Below are 19,122 nucleotides of genomic sequence, written 5' to 3'. Positions count from 1 at the left end.
GGGCGATCCCGGCCGGCTCAGTCGACGAGCGGTGCCGTGGCGGGCGGGTGCCGGCTCAGCTCAGCGGCACCAGCGTGAGCAGGCGGTCGCGCACCGGCGGGCCGGCGTCGTCCGCGGCGTCCGGATCCGGCTGCACCTCGCTGCGCCAGGCGACCAGCATGGCCCGCCGCTCGCGCGGCGTGGTGCCACCCCAGACACCGTGGCAGTCGCCGACCTCCAGCGCCCAGGCCAGGCACGAGCCCTGCACGTCGCAACTGCGGCAGAGCGCGACGGCGGCGTCGGCCGGTTCGTTCGGCGCCGGAAAGAATGTTTCCGGATCGACGCTCTGGCAGGTCCCTCTGGTCCGCCAGGCCTCGTCCTGGCGGCGTTCGCGCAACGCCCGCAACAGTCGCGGATCTCGTCGTGCGGCGGCCACCTCGTGCGGTCGGGGCATACGCGCCCGGGTCATCACACCCACCTCCCCCGTGGGACCGGCAAGATCGACGGGCATCGTTCGCACCGCGCGAAGACGCTCCCAGTGCCGGCGCTGTGTTCTATCGCACCCGCGGACGCGGAGACAAGGGGCTGTGCACAAAGATGACTGAAGATCCGAGCGAAATTTCGCCCGGAACTCTGGCAATTCGTACGCGACAATGTCGCGAATCGCGTTCAGAAAAGCGTCATTTCCCCCTCGACGCGCTCCTCGGGCAGCGGCACCCGCTCGATCAACCCCGGCCCGTCGTTGCGCACGTCGCCCACCGCCGGGCCCACCGGGCGGATCTCCAGACCGGCGAGCCAGTCGACCGGCGGCGGGGCGAGCAGCGTGGCCGGATCGTCGGCCGGCCCGAGCCAGGCCGCCCAGCGGTCGGCGGGCAGCAGCAGCGGCATCCGGTCGTGCACCTCGGCCAACTCCCCCACCGCGGCGGTGGTGAGCACGCTGAAGGTGAGCAGCGACTCCCAACGTGACCAGATGCCGGCGAACGCCAGCACGGAGCCGTCGCGGGGGGTCATGTAGTAGGGCTGCTTGCCGCCGGCGGGGCGGCGCACCCACTCGTACCAGCCGTCGGCGGGGACGAGGCAGCGCCGGCGGGCGAACGGGTCGGCGTACGCGCGGCTGGTAGCGACCGTCTCGACCCGGGCGTTGATCATGCGGGCGGCGCCGGCCGCCGAGCGGGACCAGTGCGGCACCAGGCCCCAGCGCCCGGCCGACAGCACCCGCCCGGCCTCGGCGTCCACCCGTACGACCGGCACCGGATCGGTCGGCGCGACGTTGTGGTCGGGCGCGAGCCGGCCGTCGGTGTCGTCGTACGACTCGAACAGCGCGCTCAGGTCACCGGCGCTCCGGGTCGTGGCGTACCTCCCGCACATGGCGCACACGCTAACGCGCCGCCGGCTTCCCGGCTGTCCCGCCAACCGGGAGTAGGACCGACGGCCGGCTACACCGGCCGGCGAGCTTGGCAGAATGTAACCGTGGGGAATCCGACAGCGACCCGGCCGCCGCAGCCGTGGACCGCACCGACCGCCAGCGATCCGGTTGCCGCGACGCTGCGCCTGCCCGGCTCCAAGTCGATGACCGCCCGGGCGCTGGTGCTCAGTGCCCTGGCCAGCGGTCCGTCGACCCTGCACGGGCCGCTGCGCGCGCGGGACACCGAGCTGATGGCCGGCGGGCTGCGGGCGATGGGCGCGCACATGTCGATCTCCGACGACGAGCGCTGGCTGGTCCGGCCGCACCGGCTGGTCGGTCCGGCCCACGTCGACGTCGGGCTGGCCGGCACGGTGATGCGCTTCGCGCCGCCGGTCGCCGGCCTGGCCGAGGGGCGGGTCACCTTCGACGGCGACCCGCAGGCCCGGGTCCGCCCGCTCGGCCCGCTGATCGGCGCGCTGCGCTCGCTCGGCGTACGCGTCGAGGCCCCGACCGCCGGCAGCCTGCCGCTGACGGTGCAGGGCACCGGCCGGGTCGCCGGCGGCGAGGTGGTGATCGACGCCTCCGCCTCCAGCCAGCTCGTCTCCGGCCTGCTGCTCGCCGGCGCGCGCTTCGACCGGGGCGTGGTGGTGCGCCACCAGGGCCCGCCCGTCCCCTCCGCGCCCCACCTGCGGATGACCGTGCAGATGCTGCGGGCGGCCGGCGCCGCGGTCGACGACAGCGTCCCGGACGTCTGGGTGGTCGAGCCCGGCCCGCTGGCCGGGCGCGGCTGGGAGATCGAGCCGGACCTGTCCGGCGCGGTCCCGTTCTTCGCCGCCGCGCTGGTCACCGGCGGTGAGGTGACCTTGCAGGGCTGGCCGCGCAGCAGCGCCCAGCCGGTCGAACAGCTCCGCTCGCTGCTGCACCGGATGGGCGGCGAGGTGACGCTCGGCACGGCCGGCCTGACCGTGCGCGGCACCGGCACGGTGCACGGCCTGGCGGCCGACCTCTCCGACGTCAGCGAGCTGACCCCGGCGCTGACCGCGCTGGCCATGCTGGCCGACTCCCCGTCCCGGTTCACCGGCATCGCGCACATCCGCGGCCACGAGACCGACCGGATCGCCGCGCTGGCCCGCGAGTTCACCTCGCTCGGCGCCGACCTGACCGAGTCCTCCGACGGGCTGGAGATCCGGCCCCGCCCGCTGCGCGGCGGCACCTTCCGCACCTACGCCGACCACCGGATGGCGCACGCCGCCGCGGTCGCCGGGCTGGCCGTTCCCGGCATCGAGGTGGACGACGTGGCGTGTACCTCCAAGACCATGCCCGAGTTCCCGGCGCTATGGTCGGCAATGGTGACCGGTAAGAGCTGAGGCGTAGAGGGGGCGGTCCTGGCGACCAGACGGCGGGAGTACGACGAGGACGACGTACGGGTCCGGCCCGGAAAATCCTCGCGTCCACGCACCCGCACCCGGCCCCAGCACGCCGACGCGGTGGACGGCTTCGTGATCGCCGTCGACCGGGGCCGCTACACCTGCGTGCTGGCCGGCGCCGACGCCGACGACACGGTGACCGCGATGCGGGCCCGGGAGCTGGGGCGCAAGTCGGTGGTGGTCGGCGACCGGGTGGGCCTGGTCGGGGACACCTCCGGGGCGGCCGGCGCGCTGGCCCGGATCGTCCGGATCGCCGAGCGGCGCTCGGTGCTGCGGCGGACCGCCGAGGACGACGCGACCACCGCCGAGGGGCGGCTGGAACGGGTCGTGGTCGCCAACGCCGACCAGCTGGTGATCGTCAGCGCGCTGGCCGACCCGCCGCCGCGCACCGGCTTCATCGACCGCTGCCTGGTGGCCGCGTACGACGCGGGCATCGAGCCGCTGCTCTGCCTGACCAAGGCCGACCTGGCCGGGCCCGAGCAGGTGCTCGGCTACTACACCGAGCTGGAACTGCCGTACGTGCTGGTCCGCCCCGACTCCGACCTCGACGCGCTGCGGGCGCTGCTCGCCGGCCGGGTCTCGGTCATGGTCGGGCACTCCGGGGTGGGCAAGTCGACGCTGGTCAACCGCCTGGTGCCGGAGGCCGCCCGGGCCGTCGGCGTGGTCAGCGCGATCGGCCGGGGGCGGCACACCTCCACCAGCGCCGTGGCGCTGCGGCTGCCGCCCGCGCCGGGCGTCGACGGCGACCCCGGCTGGATCATCGACACCCCCGGGGTACGCAGCTTCGGGCTCGCCCACGTCTCGGCGGAGAGCCTGCTGCACGGCTTCGCCGACCTGGTCGAGGCGACGGTGGACTGCCCGCCGAACTGCCCGCACACCGCCGACGCGCCCGACTGCGCCCTGGACGCCTGGGTGGCCGCCGGCAAGGCCGACCCGCGCCGGCTGGCGTCGTACCGTCGGCTGCTGTCCTCCCGGTCCGGGGAGGGTGACCCGCGCGGCGAGGCCGACCAGCGGAATCCGGGCGACCCGCTCGCCGGGTCCTGACCCGGGCGTGGCTACCGTTTCTCCCATGACCGGGTACGCCGACGACATCGCCCTCGCCCACCAGCTCGCGGACGCCGCCGACGCCATCTCCACGGCCCGCTTCCGCGCGCTCGACCTGCGGGTCGAGGCCAAGCCGGACCTCACCCCGGTCTCCGACGCGGACACCGCGGTGGAGCGGGAGATCCGGGCGCTGCTGGCCGACCGGCGCCCCGGCGACGGCCTGCTCGGCGAGGAGTACGGCGAGCAGCCCGCCGCCGGGCCGGGGGGTCGACGCTGGGTGGTCGACCCGATCGACGGCACCAAGAACTTCGTCCGGGGCGTGCCGGTCTGGGCCACCCTGATCGCGCTGCTGGACGGGGACCGTCCCGTGGTCGGGCTGGTCTCCGCCCCGGCGCTGGGCCGCCGCTGGTGGGGCGCGCTCGGCGAGGGCGCGTACGCCGGGCCGGACGCCGCCTCCGGCGCGCCGATCCGGGTCTCCGCCGTCGGCGACCTGGCCGACGCGAGCTTCTGCTACTCCTCGCTCAGCGGCTGGGAGGAGGCGGGCCGGCTGGACGCGATGCTCCAGCTCATGCGGGACACCTGGCGCAGCCGCGCGTACGGCGACTTCTACGGTTACATGCTGCTGGCCGAGGGTGCACTGGACGTCATGGTGGAGCCCGAACTGTCGCTCTGGGACGTCGCCGCGCTGGTGCCGGTGGTGACCGAGGCCGGGGGTGTGTTCACCGATCTGTCCGGCCGCGGAGTCCCTGCTGGGGACGGTTCCGGGGAGCACAGCGCGGTGGCCAGCAACGGCCTGCTGCACACCGACATCCTCGCCCGGCTGGGTCGGCCAACCGCGCGCTGAACCCCGGGCACCCTCTATCCTCGCCAGGTGGTGTCCTCCGGTTGGTGCTTCCTCGCGGCCATGATCGTCGCGTACGGCTTCGCCAACATGTTGCAGTCGGTCGCCGCCGCCCGGACGACCGTGCACCACACCTTCGATCCGGGGCTGCTGCTGAAGCTGGCCGTGCACCGCACCTACCTGGTCGGTCTGCTCTGCCAGGTGACCGGGTTCGTGCTGGCCTTCCTGGCCCGCCGGGACCTGCCGCTGTTCCTGGTGCAGGCCAGCGTGGCCGCCGGGCTGGGGGTCACCGCCCTGCTGGGCGTGGTGGTGCTCAAGTGGCGGCTGCCGAAGGCGGAGGTGGCCCTGCTGGTGCTGCTCTTCGGCGGGATCACCGCGCTGGTGCTCTCCGCCCAGCCGGCGCCGTCGAAGTCCCTCGGCACCGCCGGCCTGGTCGCCCTCGCCGTGGCGCTGGGCGGCATCGGGGTGCTCGGCTTCTTCGCCGTCCGCCTGCACGGGCCGCCCGGGTCGGTGGCGCTCGGCTCGCTGGCCGGGATGGCGTTCTCCGCCGCCGCGGTGGCCGCCCGCCCGCTGGCGTCCGCGCCGACGGTCGAGGCGTTCGTCCAGGACCCGCTGCTCTACCTGCTGATCGCGCACTCGCTGGTCGGGCAGCTGCTGCTCGGGCTGGCGATGCAGCGCGGCTCCACCACGGCCGCCGTCGCCGCGATGGACGCCGCCGGGGCGGTGCCCGCCGCGATCGTCGGCCTGCTGCTGCTCAACGACCGGATCTGGCCGGGCCGGGAATGGTTGGCCGCGGTCGGCTTCCTGGTCACCCTCGCCGCGGTCATCGGGCTCACCCGGTACGCCGAACCACAGCACCACCATGCCGTCGTCCGGCGACGGGAACGGATCGCGGTCGGCGCCGGCTCCGGCCGACCACCGCTCTAGACGGCGGTCAGGCCTCGACCGGCTTGCGCCGGAGCACTACCCGCTCGTAGAGCCGCTCCAGGGCGCTGGCGGTGCGCTCCCAGGTGTAGCTGCACCGCACCCGGTCCACCGCCGCGTGCCCGTACGCGAACCGCCCGGCGTTGTCGGCCAGCAGCCGGCGCAGCGTCACGCCCAGCGTGCGGACGTCGCCCGGGGGCACCAGCCGCCCGGTGACCTCGTCGACCACGGCGTCGGCGATGCCGCCCATCGCGTACCCGACCACCGGCACGCCGCAGGCCATCGCCTCCAGCGACACCCGGCCGGCGGAGGAGTAGTGCGGGGTGCAGGCGACCACGTCGGCCGAGCGGTACCAGGTGGCCATCTGGTCGTGCGGTACCGCCCCGACCAGCTTCACCTGGTCGGCGACCCCGGTCCGCTCGGCCAGCTCACGCAGCCGGCGGGCCTCGGCGTGGGTGGCCAGCTCCTCCGGCGGCGGCCGCCGGCGATGACCAGCTCGGCGTCGCCCACCAGGCGCATCGCCCGGATCAGGTCCTCCTGGCCGTGGCCGGGCGACAGCCCGCCGACGGAGAGGATGCGGGCCCGCTGGTCGCGGGGCGCTGCCTCGCCGTCGGGGTGGAACCGCTCGATGTCCACCCCGGCGGGGACCATCGCCACCGACGTGCGTTGCAGGCCCATCCGGGTCAGTTCGTCCACCTCGTCGTTGCACTGGGCGACCGCGATGTCCACCGCCCGGGTCAGCGCCCGCTCCAGCGGGATCCGCTCCCCCGGGCCGTCGTACTGCTGGCCGAGGTGGCGCAGCTGCTCGACGCCGAGGGAGTGGAAGGTCTGCACGACCGGGATGTCCGTCTCGCGTACCGCGTGGGCGGCGGCGAGGCCGCCGATCCAGTAGTGCCCGTGCACCACCTCGGGGGTCCACTCCGCGGCCCAGCGGTCGGCCAGCCACCGGCCGAACTCCGACACGTACGGCACCAGCTCGGCGGTGGGCGTGATCCTGGCCGGCCCGACGGGCACCCGTTCGAGGCGGTAGCCCTCCACCTCGACGACCTCCGGCAGGGCGGGGTCGTCCCGGCGCTCGTAGACCCGTACGTCGTGGCCGCGCCCGGCCAGCTCGGCGGCGACCCGGTGCAGGAACGCGTGCACCTCGACCGGGTCGAGCCCGCGTCGTACCTGGTGGAACCGCTGCTCGCGGATCTGCCCGGCGGTCAGCGGCCGGCACGACTCCGAGCGGTACCAGCCGGCGTTGGGCGGGCGGTGCGGGCGGCGCCGCGCGGCGCGGCGGAACAGGGAGAGCACGTTGCGCATGGGCCACCTCTCGGGCCGGGATCCTCGCGCTGGAAGGCGGCCCGGTCCGCCGATAGGGGACGCGGACCGGGCCGCCGGCCCCGCGACCGCAGCCCTCATCGGCGGTACGACCCCGGAGCCAACCTTGGGTGTCCGCCCCCAGGGGCTTGCCGAACCAACCGGAGCCGGACACAGAAAAGCTACCCCAAATGTTTGTGTAGGTCGACCCCTCGTCATCACGACACGACAGCTTGTTGCAGATACTGGTGTAGGCCCGGCATGATCGGAGACGCCGAACCAACCGGAGTCTCCCCATGCCCACAGCTCAAGCCCCGTACCGCCAGATCGCCAACGACATCACCGCGAAGATCAAGAGTGGCGAACTCAAGCCCGGCGACAAGCTGCCCTCCACGAGGGAGCTTGCCGAGGCATACCAGGTCCACATGAACACCGCCTCGCGCGCACTCTCGCTGCTGCACGACCGCGAGCTGATCACCGGCCAGCCCGGCCGCGGCACCTACGTCGCCGAGCATCCCGCACGGTAGGGCCACTCGACGCTACCGACCTGATGACGTGAGCGATTCAACCCCTCGCGGCGGCTGAATCGTTCACGTCATCAGCTCGAAAGGGTCCGAACGCACCCCGCCCGCCCAGTCGGCTCCACCGGGGTTGCCGCACCGCACGGCGATCCTCGCGCCGGTAGCCGCAGGTCAGGGTGGTCAATCGACTGCCCCGGACGCGGAACGGGGGCGCCGGGTCCGACCCGACACCCCGTCCGGCGTACTCGATGTGGATGGACCGACCGCGGCCGGTCAGCGCGCGGTGAGGCCGGCGCGGGCGGCGACCGCGGTGTCGGGCTGAGCCGGCGGCTGGCCAGGCGGTGAACCCTGCGGGATACGCCATTCACCGACCCGCAGGTGCCCGGAACCGGAAGATTGTCTGGTGCGCCGGTTCCTCCGTCACCCCGTCCGGCTGGTGCCGTTCGGCTTCCTGGTGGCGATCGCGATCGGCACGGCCTGCTGATGCTGCCCTGGGCGACCAGCGAGGAGCGCTACACCCCGCTGGTCACGGCGCTGTTCACCGCGACCTCCGCCGTGTCGGTCACCGGCATGACGGTCACCGACACCCCGAACTACTGGAACGGGTTCGGGCTGGCGATGATCACCGTGCTCACCCAGGTCGGCGGGCTGGGCATCCTCACCGGCGCGGCCCTGGTCAGCCTCGCGGTGTCCCGGCAGCTCGGGCTGCGTAACCGGCTGCTGGTCGCGGCCGAGACGGCCGAGTACGGCGTCGGCGACGTCGGCTGGCTGCTGGCCCGCATCGCCACCACGGTGGTGGTCACCGAGGCGCTGATGACCCTGGTCGTCAGCGGGCGGCTCTGGCTGGCCTACGACTACCGGCCCGGCCGGGCGCTCTGGTCCGGCACCTTCCACTCCATCCAGGCCTTCAACAACGGCGGGTTCACGCTCTACTCCGACGGCCTGCTCGCCTTCTCCCGGGACCCCTGGGTGGTGTTGCCGCTGGCGATCGGCGCGATCATCGGTGGCCTCGGCTTTCCCGCCCTGTTCGAGGCGGCCCGGCACTGGCGCCGCCCGGCCCGCTGGGCGATCGCCACCAAGCTCACCATCTGGGGCAGCGTGGTGCTGGTGGCAGGCGGCTTCGTCGCCCTGCTGCTCGCCGAGTGGAACAACCCCCGCACCATCGGCACGTACGACGCGCCCGGCAGGGTGCTCGCCACGTTCGCGCAGATCGCGCTCAGCCGTACCGGCGGCTTCGACGTGATCAACATCGAGTGGCTGAGCGAGGAGAGCTATCCCCTCCTCATCGCGCTGATGTTCATCGGCGGTGGCAGCGCCAGCACCGCCGGCGGCATCAAGGTCTCCACGTTCTTCCTGCTCGCCTTCGTGATCTGGGCGGAGGTACGCGGCGAGCCCGATGTCGTGGTGGGCCGGCGGCGGGTGGTGGGGTCGAGCCAGCGGCAGGCACTCACGGTGGCGCTGCTCAGCGTCGCGCTGGTGGTCATCGGCACGGTCGGGCTGATCCTGATCACCGAAGGGGTCCGGTTCAACGAGTCGCTCTTCGAGGTGACCTCGGCCTTCAGCACTACCGGCCTGTCGGTGGGCCTCACCCCGAAACTGCCCGAGCTGGGCCAGTACGTGCTGACCGTCCTGATGTACATCGGCCGGGTCGGGCCACTCACCCTCGGCTCGGCGATCGCGTTGAACACCCGGCGCCGGCTGTACCACTACCCGAAGGAGCAACCCATTGTCGGCTAGAGGAACGAGCGGCGGCGACATCGCGGTGATCGGGCTGGGCCGGTTCGGCTGCCACCTGGCCGGCGCGCTGTCCCGGCTGGGCCACGAGGTGCTCGCCGTCGACCGGGACTCCGAACAGGTCCAGCGCTGGGCACCGTACCTGGAACGGGTGGTGCAGGCGGACGCGACCGAGGAGGACGCGCTGCGCCAGCTGGGCCTGGCCGACTTCCGGCGGGTGGTGGTCGCGATCGGCGTGTCGCTGGAGGCGAGCGTGCTCACCGTCGTGGCGCTGGCCGAGATCGGCGTGCCCCAGATCTGGGCCCGGGCCACCTCGGACAAGCACGCGAGGATCCTCGCCTCGGTCGGCGCGCACCACGTGGTCTTCCCCGAGGCGGAGACCGGGGAACGGGTCGCGCACCTGATCGTCAGCCGGATGCTCGACTTCATCGAGTTCGGCGACGACTTCGCCATCGCCAAGGTGCCGGTGCCGCCGTCGCTGGTCGGCCGGTCGCTGCGCGACCTGGCCCCCGAGCGCTACGGCGTGCTGGTGGTGGGCGCGAAGCTCCCCGGGGAACGCTTCCGGTACGCCACCGCGGACACCCGGATCAGCAAGGGCACCGTGCTGATCGTCGAGGGGACGATCGCTCAGGTGCAGCAGTTCGCCAACCTCGGCTGACCGGTCACTTCCCCTTGCCCTTGCCCCCCTTCGCCGGCGCTACCGGCCGCCTTTTCCCTTGCTGTCACCCGACCCCTTGCCCTTGCCGGAGGTGCCGGACTTCGCCTTCGACGTGCCGGACCCACCGCTGCCCGAGGACTTGACCGTGGTCTTCGCCGGCGGCTTCTTCGTCGTCGCCTTCGGCGGCGGCTTCGGGGTCGGCGCGGTGGTCGGCATCGCCCCGGCCACCCCGGAGACCCGTACGCCGCAGGCGCTCTCGCCGATCTTGAACTCCAGCGGCAGCGGGTTGCCGCCGGCGTACCGGCCGGACAGGGCGATCTTCTCGGAGGCCCCGGGCGCCAACGACTCCCGACCGGCGGCCGGGCCCACCTGGACCATCCGACCCTCCTGCCGGACCGTCGGGCCGGGGGCGGTGAGCGTCTGCTGGCCGGGGAAGGCGAAGCTCATCGTCCAGTCCCGCAGCTCGCGGGCACCGGTGTTGGTGAGGGTGAGCTGGGCGGCGAAGTCCTTGCCGGAGTCGCTGCGCAGCGCGTACTCGACCTCGCAGTGGTTCTGCTGTTCCAGGCCCATCCGCGCCTCGGTGGGCTGGTCGGCACCACCGCTGGCCGGGGTCTTCGAGGTCATCCCCCACATCGCCGCGGTGACCGCGACCAGGCCGGCGGCGGCCACCCCCGCCTCCACCCGACGCCGCCGCCTCGTCGCCCGGCGGCTGCGGGTCGGACCGGAGAAGGGCAGCGCGTCAGTGTCCGTCGACCAGGGCAGGATCGTGGTGCCGGCGCTGGCCAGCAGCGCCGGGTCGAGCATGCCGGGCGCCGGGGAGACCGGCACGGCCGCGATCATCCCGGCCGCCTCGGCCAGAGTACGGGCCAGCTCGGCGGTGGTCGGCCGGTCCTCCGGCCGCTTGGCCAGGCAGCGGTGCGCCAGCTCGGCCACCTCGTCGGGCAGCCCGGGCACCGCCGGCATCGGCTCCGGGTCGTTGTACATGTGCGCCCGCAGCATCTCGGTGGTGGTGCTGGCCTCCCAGGGCAGCCGGCCGGTCAGCATCCGGTAGAGCAGCAGCCCGACCGCGTACACGTCGGTGGCCGGCGAGACCTGGCCGTTGTCCAGCCGCTCCGGCGCCAGGTAGGCGGGGGTGCCCAGCAGGGCGCCATCCGGGCCCTTCTCGCTCTCCCCCACCAGCGCGGAGATGCCGAAGTCGACGACCTTCACCCCGTTCGGGGTCAGCATGACGTTGCCGGGGGTGACGTCCCGGTGGACCACGCCCCGGGCGTGCGCGGTGGCCAGCGCCGAGGTGACCTCGGCGGCGATGGTGACCGCCTCGCGCCAGGCCAACGTCCCGCCCCGGCCGAGCCGCACGGTCAGCGGGGCGCCGTCGACCAGCTCCATCACGACGTACGGCACCGTCAGGCCGATCTGCTCGGACTCGCCGTAGTCGTACACGTTGGTGATGTTGGGGTGGCAGAGCCGCGCGGCGGCCTGGGCCTCCACCCGGATCCGGTGCCGGAAGGCCTTGTCGCTGGCCAGCCGGGAGGCCAGCACCTTCACCGCGACCTGTCGACCGAGCACCTCGTCGTAGCCACGCCACACCACGGACATGCCGCCGGCACCGAGCTGCTCGATCAACCGGTACCGCTCACCCAGCAGCTGTGCGCCGTTCCGGATTCCACCACCCATGGTCGGACGTGTTGCCCGGGAACGACCCCGCTACACCTCGCTGGTCGTAATCGGTCAGCGGATTCACCCGATCAGGCTGTCGCGAGCAGTTGGTCCACCGGCGCGTAGTCGTCGGTCAGGACCAGCGCGTCGTCGACGAAGGCGGCCAGCACCTCGCCGGCCAGCAGGTCCGGCACCGCGTCGAGGCGGCCCAGCCGCTGGGTGAGCGCGTCCACCGGCAGCGGCGCGTCCGAGGCGACGATGAGGAAGTTGGAACCCTGCTGACCGGCGATCGCGGCGGCCGGGGCGACCAGCGCGACGTGGCGGAACTCGGCGGCGACCGTGGCCAGCTCGCTGCGGATGAAGCGGCCCGGCGGATAGTCGATGACGTTCTGCACGTACCAGCCGCCGGGCCGGAGCACCCGGCGGACCTCGGCGGCCATCTCCCGGGTGGCCAGGTGCCAGGGCACCACCAGGTGGCCGAAGGCGTCCCCGACCACGAAGTCGCGGCTGTCGGTGGGCTCGCCGCCGACCAGCATCCGCGCGTCACCCACCACCGCGCGCAGCCCCGGCCCCGGCCGTACGCCCAGCAGCCGCCGGTCCAGCTCGACCAGCTCACCGTCGATCTCGAAGACCACGTTGTCGCTGCCGGGGCGGGTGGCGCTCAGGTAGCGCGGCATGGTGAAGCCGCCGCCACCCAGGTGCAGCGCGTCCAGCCGCCGGCCCGCCGGCGCGACCACGTCCGCCGCCGCGCCGATCCACTGCGTGTACGCGTACTCCAGGTGGGTGGGGTCGGCCAGGTCCACGTACGAGTGCTCGGCGGAGTTCAGGTAGAGCACCCGCCCACTGGCGCGGGACGGGTCGTCGGCCACCCGCGCGCAGTGGTACGCCGTCTCCACGTCGCACGGGTTCGGGGCGACCGCGCTGAGCCCCGCACCGAGCAGCCCGAGCACCGCGAGGGTGGCCTTGGTCCGGGCCGCGCCGGGCAGCCCGCCGCCCTCCTGCCTGCGCAGGTGGAACCCGAGCGCGAGGCCGGTGACCCCGAGCAGCACCGCCAGCGCGATCAGGATGACCGTGCTGGGCAGCGCCGCCACCAGCACGAAGCCGGTGACCAGGGTGGCGGTGATGCCGCCCAGCGTGCCGATGCCGGAGAGCCGCCCGACCACCTGACCGGTGCGGCGCAGGTCGGCCAGTTGGAGCTTCACCACCAGCGGGGTGACCGCCGCGAGCAGGGCCGCCGGAACGAAGACGGCGAGCGCGGTGAGCAGCAGGATGGCGCTGGCCGCGCCGCCGCGCAGCACCTCACCGGCGTACCGGACCACCGGCAGGGTGACCGCCGTGGCGATGCCGGCCAGCACCAGCGCCGGGGCCAGCAGGCCGCGCGGGTCCCGCCGGTCGGCCAGCCAACCGCCCGTCCACGCCCCGTACGCGATGGCGGCCAGCGCGATGCCGATCACCGAGCTGGTGACCTGGAGGGTCACCCCGACGTACGGGCCGACCAGGCGGAGCGAGACCGTCTCCAGCACCAGCACGGCACCGCTGGCGAGGAAGACCAGGAACGCGGCGAGCCCGTTGGGCAGCGCGCGGGGGGCGGCGGCCGGCCCGGCGGGTGCCGGGTTGACCACGACGTCGGACGATGAGCTGCTCACCGTCGCGATGGTACGCAGCGTTCCTGGCGCTCCGGGTCAGTACATCGAAAGATGAACATGGTTTGTGTGGTCGGCGGCCGGGCTGCCGGAACCGCTGTACGACCGCCAACCCGTGTTCGGCATCCAGATCTGCCGGTACCAGATCACGTAGAGCACGCCGAGCCGGCTGGCGTTGTTCTTGAAGTAGTTGGCCAGGCTGTCGCCGTACGCCTTGTCCCCGCCGGTGGCCGTGCGGTCCTCGAACCCGCCGGTGGCGGCGGCGAAGTCGCACGCCCGCCCCTTCGGGTGCTCACCGTCGCCGCCGCTGCGGAAGCAGGAGACGTACCGCTTGTAGCCGGCGGCCTGGGCCTGCCGCAGGGCGTGCAGGGTGCGCGGGGTGATGCAGCCGTCGGTGGTCGGGTCGTCGACCGAGCAGGACTCCGACGGCCAGGACCCGTCCGAGTTGCGCGGCGCCGGGGTCGCCGACCGCGAGCCGCCGCTGAAGCCGGAACTCGTGCCGGAGCTGACCGTGGCGAGCGCCCGCTCGGCGTCCCGCTTCCGCTTGGCCAGCGCGGCGAGCTGCTTCTGCTGCTCGCGCACCTCGTTGTCGATGGCCGCCTTCGCCTGCGCGGCGGTCTGCTTGGCCTCGGTCAGCTCGCGCAGCCGCTTGGCGTCCCGCTGGCCCATCACGTCCAGCTCGGCGGCGCGTTGCAGCAGCGCCTGCGGGCTGGCGCTGTTCAGCAGCGCCGAGGCGGTGCTCAACCGACCCAGCCGGTACGACTGCGCGGCGACCTCGCCGACCTGGGCGTTCAGCCCGACCAGCCGCCCCTCGACCGTCTTCAGCTCGCCGGTCAGGGCGGCCTGGCGGCGCTTGGAGTTGTCCAGCTTCGCCTTGGCCTCGATGTGGCCCTTGGCGGCGGCCTCCAACGCCTCACGGAGCTTCTTGGTGCCACCCTCGTTCGGCTCGGCGGCGGCCGGCACGGCACCGGCGCCGAGCAGCAGCGCCACGACGGCGAGCAGCACGATCAGCGGCCGGCGGGCGGCCGGCCTGGTGAGGCTGGTCCTCGGCACGACAATGTCCTTCCTCGGCCGCCAGGGGGACGGCGGCGCGGCGGCCCCGCCAGCTCCGAACGGACGGGCCTGCGGGCGGCGACCGCCGGACACGATACCGGACCCAGGCCGGTTGACCAGGCCCGCAACCGTCGAGGGCATAGATCGTCGACGCAGCGTCCCGACGCGGTCGCACAGCGCCGCGACAGCCGGCCGGCCTCGTCCGCCGCGTCGTGATCCACTCCGATTGCGGCGTGTCGCGGGATCCGGGCGCGCTGACACCGCAACACGCCGCAAAGCGCGCCGGAGGGGCGGGTCAGCCGCCGAGGAGGGCGTCGCGGACCTCGTGCCAGGTCCGCTCGTCGGCCGCGACCAGCAGCCCCTTGTCGTCGTCGGCCGGGTGGTACTCGGCGCCGTCGAACCGGCGGGCCACCCCGCCGGCCTCCCGCACCAGTAGTACCCCCGGAGCGTGGTCCCAGGGCAGGGTCCGCCAGAAGAGCACGAACTGCTGGTCGCCGGTGAGCAGATCGAGGTACTCCCGCCCGGCGCAGTGCTGCCCGGCGAGCAGTTCGCCGATCCGCTCCCCGCCCGCCTCGGCGGTCCGCCGGGTCTCCGGCGGCAGGAACCGGGTCATCGCGGTGCCGCGCAACGCGCCGAGCGGCGGTACCCCGTCGGCGGTGCGCACCGGCCGGCCGTCGAGCAGGGTGCCCTCCCCGGCGACGGCCACCGCCAGCGTCTCCGCCAGCGGGTCAAGCACCCAGGCGGCGGCCAGCTGGCCGTCGGTGAGCAGCGCGACCATCAGCGCGAACGGGCGGCGGCCGGCGGCGAAGTTGCCGGTGCCGTCGACCGGGTCGACCACCCAGATGTCGCCGTCGCCCCGCAGGTGGCGCAGCAGGGACGGATCGTCGGCGACCGCCTCCTCGCCGACCACCACCGAACCGGGCCGCAGCCGGCGCAGCGCGGCGGAGATCTTCTCCTCCGCCCGCCGGTCGGCCACCGTGACCAGGTCGCCGGGGGCCTTCTCGGCGACGTCGGCGTCGTCCAGCCGGCGGAACAGGGGCAGCACGACCTCGGCCGCGGTCTCCCGCAGCAGCTCGCCGACGTCGTCCCGCAGCCGGTCAGCCACGCGGCGGGAGCTTGACCACGCTGACGAAGAACTCGTCGATCTGCCGGACCACCGAGATGAAGCGCTCGAAGTCGACCGGCTTGGTCACGTAGGCGTTGGCGTGCAGCTGGTAGCTGCGCAGGATGTCCTCGTCGGCCTGGGAGGTGGTGAGCACCACGACCGGGATGCGGCGGAGCTGCTCGTCCTCCTTGATCTCCTCCAGCACCTCGCGGCCGTCCCGGCGGGGCAGGTTGAGGTCGAGCAGGATCAGGTCCGGCGTCACCGCGTCGGCGTACTGGCCCTCGTGGCGCAGGTAGGCCAGCGCCTCGGCGCCGTCGGAGACGACGGTGAGCCGGTTGCGCAGCTTGTGCTCGTCGAACGCCTCCTGGGTCATCAACACGTCACCCGGGTCGTCCTCGACCAGCAGGACCTCGATCGGGCTCTTGCCGTCCGCTGGCGCGGTCATCCCACCGTCTCCTTCATGCCACCCGTTGTACCGTGCTCCGGCGCCGCCTCGGGCGGGTCTGCGCCCGCCGGGCCGTCCGGCTGCCGGCCCACGGTCGGCGCGGAGGTCTCCGGCTCACCGTCGGCGTCAATCTCCACCCTCGAGGCCAGGTCGTCACCCGCCGGCTCCTCGCCGGTGACCGCCTCGGCCTCCGCCGCCGTCCGGGCCGCCTCGACGTCCTCGGGCAGCGCCGGCAGGGTGAAGCGGATCGCGGTGCCCACGTCGGTGTCGGTGTCCACCCAGACCCGGCCACCGTGGTACTCCACGATCTTCTTGACGATCGCCAGGCCGATGCCGGTACCCGGGTACGCGTCCTTGGCGTGCAGCCGCTGGAAGATCACGAAGATCTTGTCGGCGAACTCCGGCTCGATCCCGATGCCGTTGTCCTGGCAGGTGATCTCCCACTCGTCGTCGACGAGCCGGGCGGAGACGTGCACCTTCGGCGTGACGTCCGGGCGGCGGAACTTGATCGAGTTGCTGACGAGATTGGCCAGCAGGTTGGTCAGCAGCGGTTCCTCGCCACGGATCACCGGCATCTCGTCCCAGGTCAGCTCGGCATCGGCGTACTGGCGGGCGGCCTCGGTCTGCCCGGCCACGTCGCCCATCACCTTGTTGAGGTCGACCTCGGTGAAGCCGGTGGTGAGCCGGCCGATCCGGGAGAAGGCCAGCAGGTCGTTGATCAGGCGCTGCATCCGCTGCGCGCCGTCGACCGCGAAGGCGATGTACTGGTCGGCCCGCTCGTCGAGCTGGCCGGCGTAGCGGCGCTGGAGCAGCTGGCAGAAGCTCGCCACCTTGCGCAGCGGCTCCTGGAGGTCGTGCGAGGCCACGTACGCGAACTGCTCCAGGTCGCGGTTGGAGCGGGTCAGTTCCTCGGCCTGCTTCTGGAGCTGGCTGTTGACCCACTCGATGCTCTCGCGCGCCTCGCGTACCTCGGCGAGCTCCCGGGCGATCTTCTGCCGCATCGCGTCCACGTCGCCGGCGAGCTGTTGGAACTCCGGTGGGCCGGACCCGGCGATGCGGTGCTGGTAGTCACCCTCGGCGACCTCCCGTACCTGCTCGGCCAGCCCGGTCAGCGGCTTGATCACCATGCGGTCCAGCGACAGCAGCAGCACCGAGCCGGCCACCGCCACCACCACCGCCGCGACGATCAGCAGGACCACCAGGATGTTGCTGCTCTGGTAGACCTTGTCCGCCGTGCGCTGCCGCTCGTCGAGGATCTCGGCCTGGAGCACGCCGGCCGAGGCCCGGATCCGTTCGAACTGCTGCCGCGCCTGGTCGGTGATGAGCGCCTGGCCGGCCGCCGTGCCGTCCCGCTCCGTGGTCGTGATCACCGGCTGGGCGACGGCGCTGCGCCAGTCGGCCGCCTGCTGCTCCACCACCGCCAACGCCCGCTGGATGTCCGGATAGTCACCGATCAGCGCGTTCATCTTGCTGACGGTGTCCCGCTCCTGCTGCAGGCCGCTGTCGTACGGGGCGAGGTCGGCGCGGTCGCCGCTGACCGCGTACCCCCGGACGGCGGTCTCCTGGTCGAGCAGGGCGTTGAGCAGTTCCTGGCCCTGCACCCCCAGCGGGCCGGTCTTCACCAGCACCGCGTCCATGTTCTGCCGGGTCTTGGTGGCCAGCGCGGCCTCGGCCGCGGCGAGCCCGAGCAGCAGCACCACGACCACGGTCAGCAGCAGGCTCACCCGCCGGCGCAACGTCCACCCCGGGCGGTACGAGTTCACCGGCCACCGCCGCGGGTGACCAGCAGCATGGCGACGTCGTCGGCGAGCGGACCACCGTTGATCTGCTCGGCCCGGCCGACCAGCCAGGCCGGCAGCTCGGCCAGCGGCACCGCCTGGTTGGCCGGCTCCTCCAGCAGGCCGGCCAGCCCCGGCACGTCCAACCGGTCGTCGCCGTCGCCCACCCGTCCCTCGATCAGGCCGTCGGTGTACATCAACAGGGACCAGTCATCGGTGTCGAACTCCAGGTCGAACGCTACGGGTCGGCGGGGTCGTACCCCGAGCAGCAGGCCACCACGCGCCGGGACCGGCGTGATCTTGCCCCCGGAGAGCAGCAGCGGCGGCGGGTGCCCGGCCAGCCGGACGGTGGCCCGGTTGCCGTCCAGGTCCAGCCGGACCGTGGCGACGGTGGCGAAGATCTCCTGGAGCCGGCGCTCGCTCATCAGCACCTGTTCCAGGGCGGGCAGCACGTCGTCGTCGGCGACCCCGGCCAGGATCAGCGCCCGCCAGGCGACCCGCAGCTCGACGCCGAGCGCGGCCTCGTCCACACCGTGCCCACAGACGTCGCCGACGATCAGGTCGACCCGGTCGGGCCGGGTCTGTACGACGTCGAAGAAGTCGCCGCCGATCAGGGCGGCGTGCCGGCCGGGACGGTAGAAGGTGTGCACCGACACCTCGTCGGTGCTCATCAGCGGCTGGGGCAGCAGGCCGCGCTCCAGGCGGGCGGACTCGGCCTGGCGCAGCTCCACCTCGCGCAGCCGCCGGGCGTTCTCGTCGGCCCGCTTGCGTTCCACCGCGTAGCGCAGCGCGCGGGTCAGCAGGACGCCGTCGACCTGCCCCTTGACCAGGTAGTCCTGGGCGCCCTCGGCGACCGCGACGATGCCCAGGTGCTCGTCGGAGCGGCCGGTCAGCACGCAGACCGCCGCGCCGCTGGACATCTCCAGCACCTTGCGCAGGCCGTCCAGGCCCTGGGCGTCGGGCAACCCGAGGTCGAGCAGCACGCAGTCGACGCCGGCCACCCGCTGCCGGGCCTCGCTGAGGCTGGTGGCGACCAGCAGGTCGATCATCGAGTTGGTCTCGGCGAGCAGCTCACTCACCAGGAAGGCGTCACCCTCGTCGTCCTCGACCAGCAGAACCCGCAGCCGCTCGCCGGGCGGCAGGTTGGGGTTCGGCCCGAGGCCTCCCTGCGGGTACGGCGCCACAGAGGGACCGGCCATGCCGGGCCCCCGGTGCGGCCGGGTCACCGCCGCGAGACGCGGGAGTTCGCTGGTGATGTCGGGCTCCTTCCGAGTGCCCCGCTGATCCTGTATTAGACAACGGTCGCACACAACACGGCCGTGGCGGCACGGGCGTACCCGGGCAAGGCCGTCACACGGACAGCGGTCGGGCAGGAAGGAGCGTTACGGGAGGCCCCGGGGTGTCGCGGCTCACCCCCGGCGCGGTGCAGGATGATCCTCACCCTTCGCCCCAGCCCCGAGGAGCCCGCCGTGGGCGCACCCGCAGTTCCCGCCGCCGAGGAGTCCCCCGGGCGCACCCCCGTGGTCCGCGCCGCCGACCGGGCGCTCGCCCGGCCGCGCCGTAGAGCGCTCGCCGCCCTCGCGCGCTGGTCGCGCTGCTCGCCGTCG

At 73.5% G+C, this 19,122-nt stretch carries 14 protein-coding genes and 3 pseudogenes; 7 read left to right on the top strand and 10 right to left on the bottom strand.

The window, feature by feature from the left end; all coding sequences use genetic code 11:
* Window positions 1-55: 55 nt before the first annotated feature.
* Together JNW89_RS07540 and JNW89_RS07535 are read right to left on the bottom strand one after the other, a co-directional pair.
* Window positions 56-448 (bottom strand): WhiB family transcriptional regulator, encoded by a 393-nt coding sequence (locus JNW89_RS07540; RefSeq protein ID WP_088979381.1) that lies wholly within the window; start codon window positions 446-448, stop codon window positions 56-58.
* 200 nt (window positions 449-648) lie between these two features.
* Window positions 649-1,347, bottom strand: coding sequence for an SOS response-associated peptidase (locus tag JNW89_RS07535; RefSeq protein WP_238448306.1), 699 nt, complete (start codon window positions 1,345-1,347; stop codon window positions 649-651).
* Window positions 1,348-1,449: 102 nt separating this feature from the next.
* On the opposite strand from JNW89_RS07535, the gene aroA reads away from it, so the two are divergent.
* From aroA to JNW89_RS07515, 4 genes and pseudogenes are all read left to right on the top strand, one after another.
* The gene (gene aroA, locus JNW89_RS07530) at window positions 1,450-2,751 is read left to right on the top strand and encodes a 3-phosphoshikimate 1-carboxyvinyltransferase (protein WP_238448305.1); all 1,302 of its coding nucleotides are present in this window, start codon (window positions 1,450-1,452) and stop codon (window positions 2,749-2,751) included.
* Window positions 2,752-2,871: 120 nt separating this feature from the next.
* Window positions 2,872-3,855 carry a ribosome small subunit-dependent GTPase A gene (gene rsgA / locus JNW89_RS07525; protein WP_238448304.1) on the top strand — a complete coding sequence of 328 codons (984 nt, stop codon included), beginning with the start codon at window positions 2,872-2,874 and terminating at the stop codon, window positions 3,853-3,855.
* A gap of 25 nt (window positions 3,856-3,880) precedes the next feature.
* On the top strand, window positions 3,881-4,699 hold the full coding sequence (gene hisN / locus JNW89_RS07520) for a histidinol-phosphatase (protein WP_238448303.1): 819 nt from the start codon (window positions 3,881-3,883) through the stop codon (window positions 4,697-4,699).
* A 60-nt stretch (window positions 4,700-4,759) separates the two neighbouring features.
* A pseudogene (locus JNW89_RS07515) lies at window positions 4,760-5,673 on the top strand (hypothetical protein).
* Here the strand turns inward: JNW89_RS07515 and JNW89_RS07510 are convergent.
* Window positions 5,631-6,829 (bottom strand): annotated as a pseudogene (locus JNW89_RS07510) (glycosyltransferase). The pseudogenes JNW89_RS07515 and JNW89_RS07510 overlap by 43 nt on opposite strands.
* A gap of 389 nt (window positions 6,830-7,218) precedes the next feature.
* Between JNW89_RS07510 and JNW89_RS07500 the strand changes: the two are divergent.
* The 3 genes and pseudogenes from JNW89_RS07500 (at window position 7,219) to JNW89_RS07490 (ending at window position 9,835) form a co-directional block, all read left to right on the top strand.
* The gene (locus tag JNW89_RS07500; protein WP_238448301.1) at window positions 7,219-7,449 is read left to right on the top strand and encodes a GntR family transcriptional regulator; all 231 of its coding nucleotides are present in this window, start codon (window positions 7,219-7,221) and stop codon (window positions 7,447-7,449) included.
* A 397-nt stretch (window positions 7,450-7,846) separates the two neighbouring features.
* Window positions 7,847-9,180 (top strand): annotated as a pseudogene (locus tag JNW89_RS07495) (TrkH family potassium uptake protein).
* Window positions 9,170-9,835 carry a TrkA family potassium uptake protein gene (locus tag JNW89_RS07490; protein WP_238448300.1) on the top strand — a complete coding sequence of 222 codons (666 nt, stop codon included), beginning with the start codon at window positions 9,170-9,172 and terminating at the stop codon, window positions 9,833-9,835. The pseudogene JNW89_RS07495 and the gene JNW89_RS07490 overlap by 11 nt, the downstream one beginning before the upstream one ends.
* Window positions 9,836-9,874: 39 nt before the next feature.
* Here JNW89_RS07490 and JNW89_RS07485 read toward each other — a convergent pair whose 3' ends face one another.
* From JNW89_RS07485 to JNW89_RS07455, 7 genes are all read right to left on the bottom strand, one after another.
* Window positions 9,875-11,509, bottom strand: a complete 1,635-nt coding sequence (locus tag JNW89_RS07485) for a serine/threonine-protein kinase (protein ID WP_238448299.1) — start codon at window positions 11,507-11,509, stop codon at window positions 9,875-9,877.
* A gap of 71 nt (window positions 11,510-11,580) precedes the next feature.
* A complete protein-coding gene (locus JNW89_RS07480; RefSeq protein ID WP_238448298.1) occupies window positions 11,581-13,137 on the bottom strand; it encodes a fused MFS/spermidine synthase in 1,557 nt (518 codons plus the stop codon).
* Between the two features lie 36 nt (window positions 13,138-13,173).
* Entirely contained in the window at window positions 13,174-14,187 is a 1,014-nt protein-coding gene (locus JNW89_RS07475; RefSeq protein ID WP_238448297.1) for a hypothetical protein, read from the bottom strand.
* Between the two features lie 295 nt (window positions 14,188-14,482).
* Complete coding sequence (locus JNW89_RS07470) at window positions 14,483-15,292, bottom strand: inositol monophosphatase family protein (RefSeq protein WP_238448296.1); 810 nt, start codon at window positions 15,290-15,292, stop codon at window positions 14,483-14,485.
* On the bottom strand, window positions 15,285-15,737 hold the full coding sequence (locus tag JNW89_RS07465; RefSeq protein WP_238448295.1) for a response regulator: 453 nt from the start codon (window positions 15,735-15,737) through the stop codon (window positions 15,285-15,287). Before JNW89_RS07465 ends, JNW89_RS07470 begins: the two co-directional genes overlap by 8 nt.
* Window positions 15,734-17,500, bottom strand: a complete 1,767-nt coding sequence (locus tag JNW89_RS07460; protein ID WP_238448294.1) for an ATP-binding protein — start codon at window positions 17,498-17,500, stop codon at window positions 15,734-15,736. The genes JNW89_RS07465 and JNW89_RS07460 overlap by 4 nt, the downstream gene beginning before the upstream one ends.
* A complete protein-coding gene (locus JNW89_RS07455; RefSeq protein ID WP_238448293.1) occupies window positions 17,497-18,714 on the bottom strand; it encodes a PP2C family protein-serine/threonine phosphatase in 1,218 nt (405 codons plus the stop codon). Before JNW89_RS07455 ends, JNW89_RS07460 begins: the two co-directional genes overlap by 4 nt.
* Between the last annotated feature and the right edge of the window lie 408 nt (window positions 18,715-19,122).

This window comes from Micromonospora sp. 4G55 (assembly GCF_016803375.1).
Note: the sequence above shows the minus strand (reverse complement) of the source record. Positions and strands in the feature narration are given on the sequence as shown.

Excerpts from the sequence above, each read along its gene's own strand:
- JNW89_RS07540 (WP_088979381.1), bottom strand. The coding sequence starts at position 448 with ATGACCCGGGCGCGTATGCCCCGACCGCACGAGGTGGCCGCCGCACGA.
- JNW89_RS07535 (WP_238448306.1), bottom strand. The coding sequence starts at position 1,347 with ATGTGCGGGAGGTACGCCACGACCCGGAGCGCCGGTGACCTGAGCGCG.
- hisN (WP_238448303.1), top strand. The coding sequence starts at position 3,881 with ATGACCGGGTACGCCGACGACATCGCCCTCGCCCACCAGCTCGCGGAC.
- JNW89_RS07500 (WP_238448301.1), top strand. The coding sequence starts at position 7,219 with ATGCCCACAGCTCAAGCCCCGTACCGCCAGATCGCCAACGACATCACC.
- JNW89_RS07485 (WP_238448299.1), bottom strand. The coding sequence starts at position 11,509 with ATGGGTGGTGGAATCCGGAACGGCGCACAGCTGCTGGGTGAGCGGTAC.
- JNW89_RS07465 (WP_238448295.1), bottom strand. The coding sequence starts at position 15,737 with ATGACCGCGCCAGCGGACGGCAAGAGCCCGATCGAGGTCCTGCTGGTC.
- JNW89_RS07455 (WP_238448293.1), bottom strand. The coding sequence starts at position 18,714 with ATGGCCGGTCCCTCTGTGGCGCCGTACCCGCAGGGAGGCCTCGGGCCG.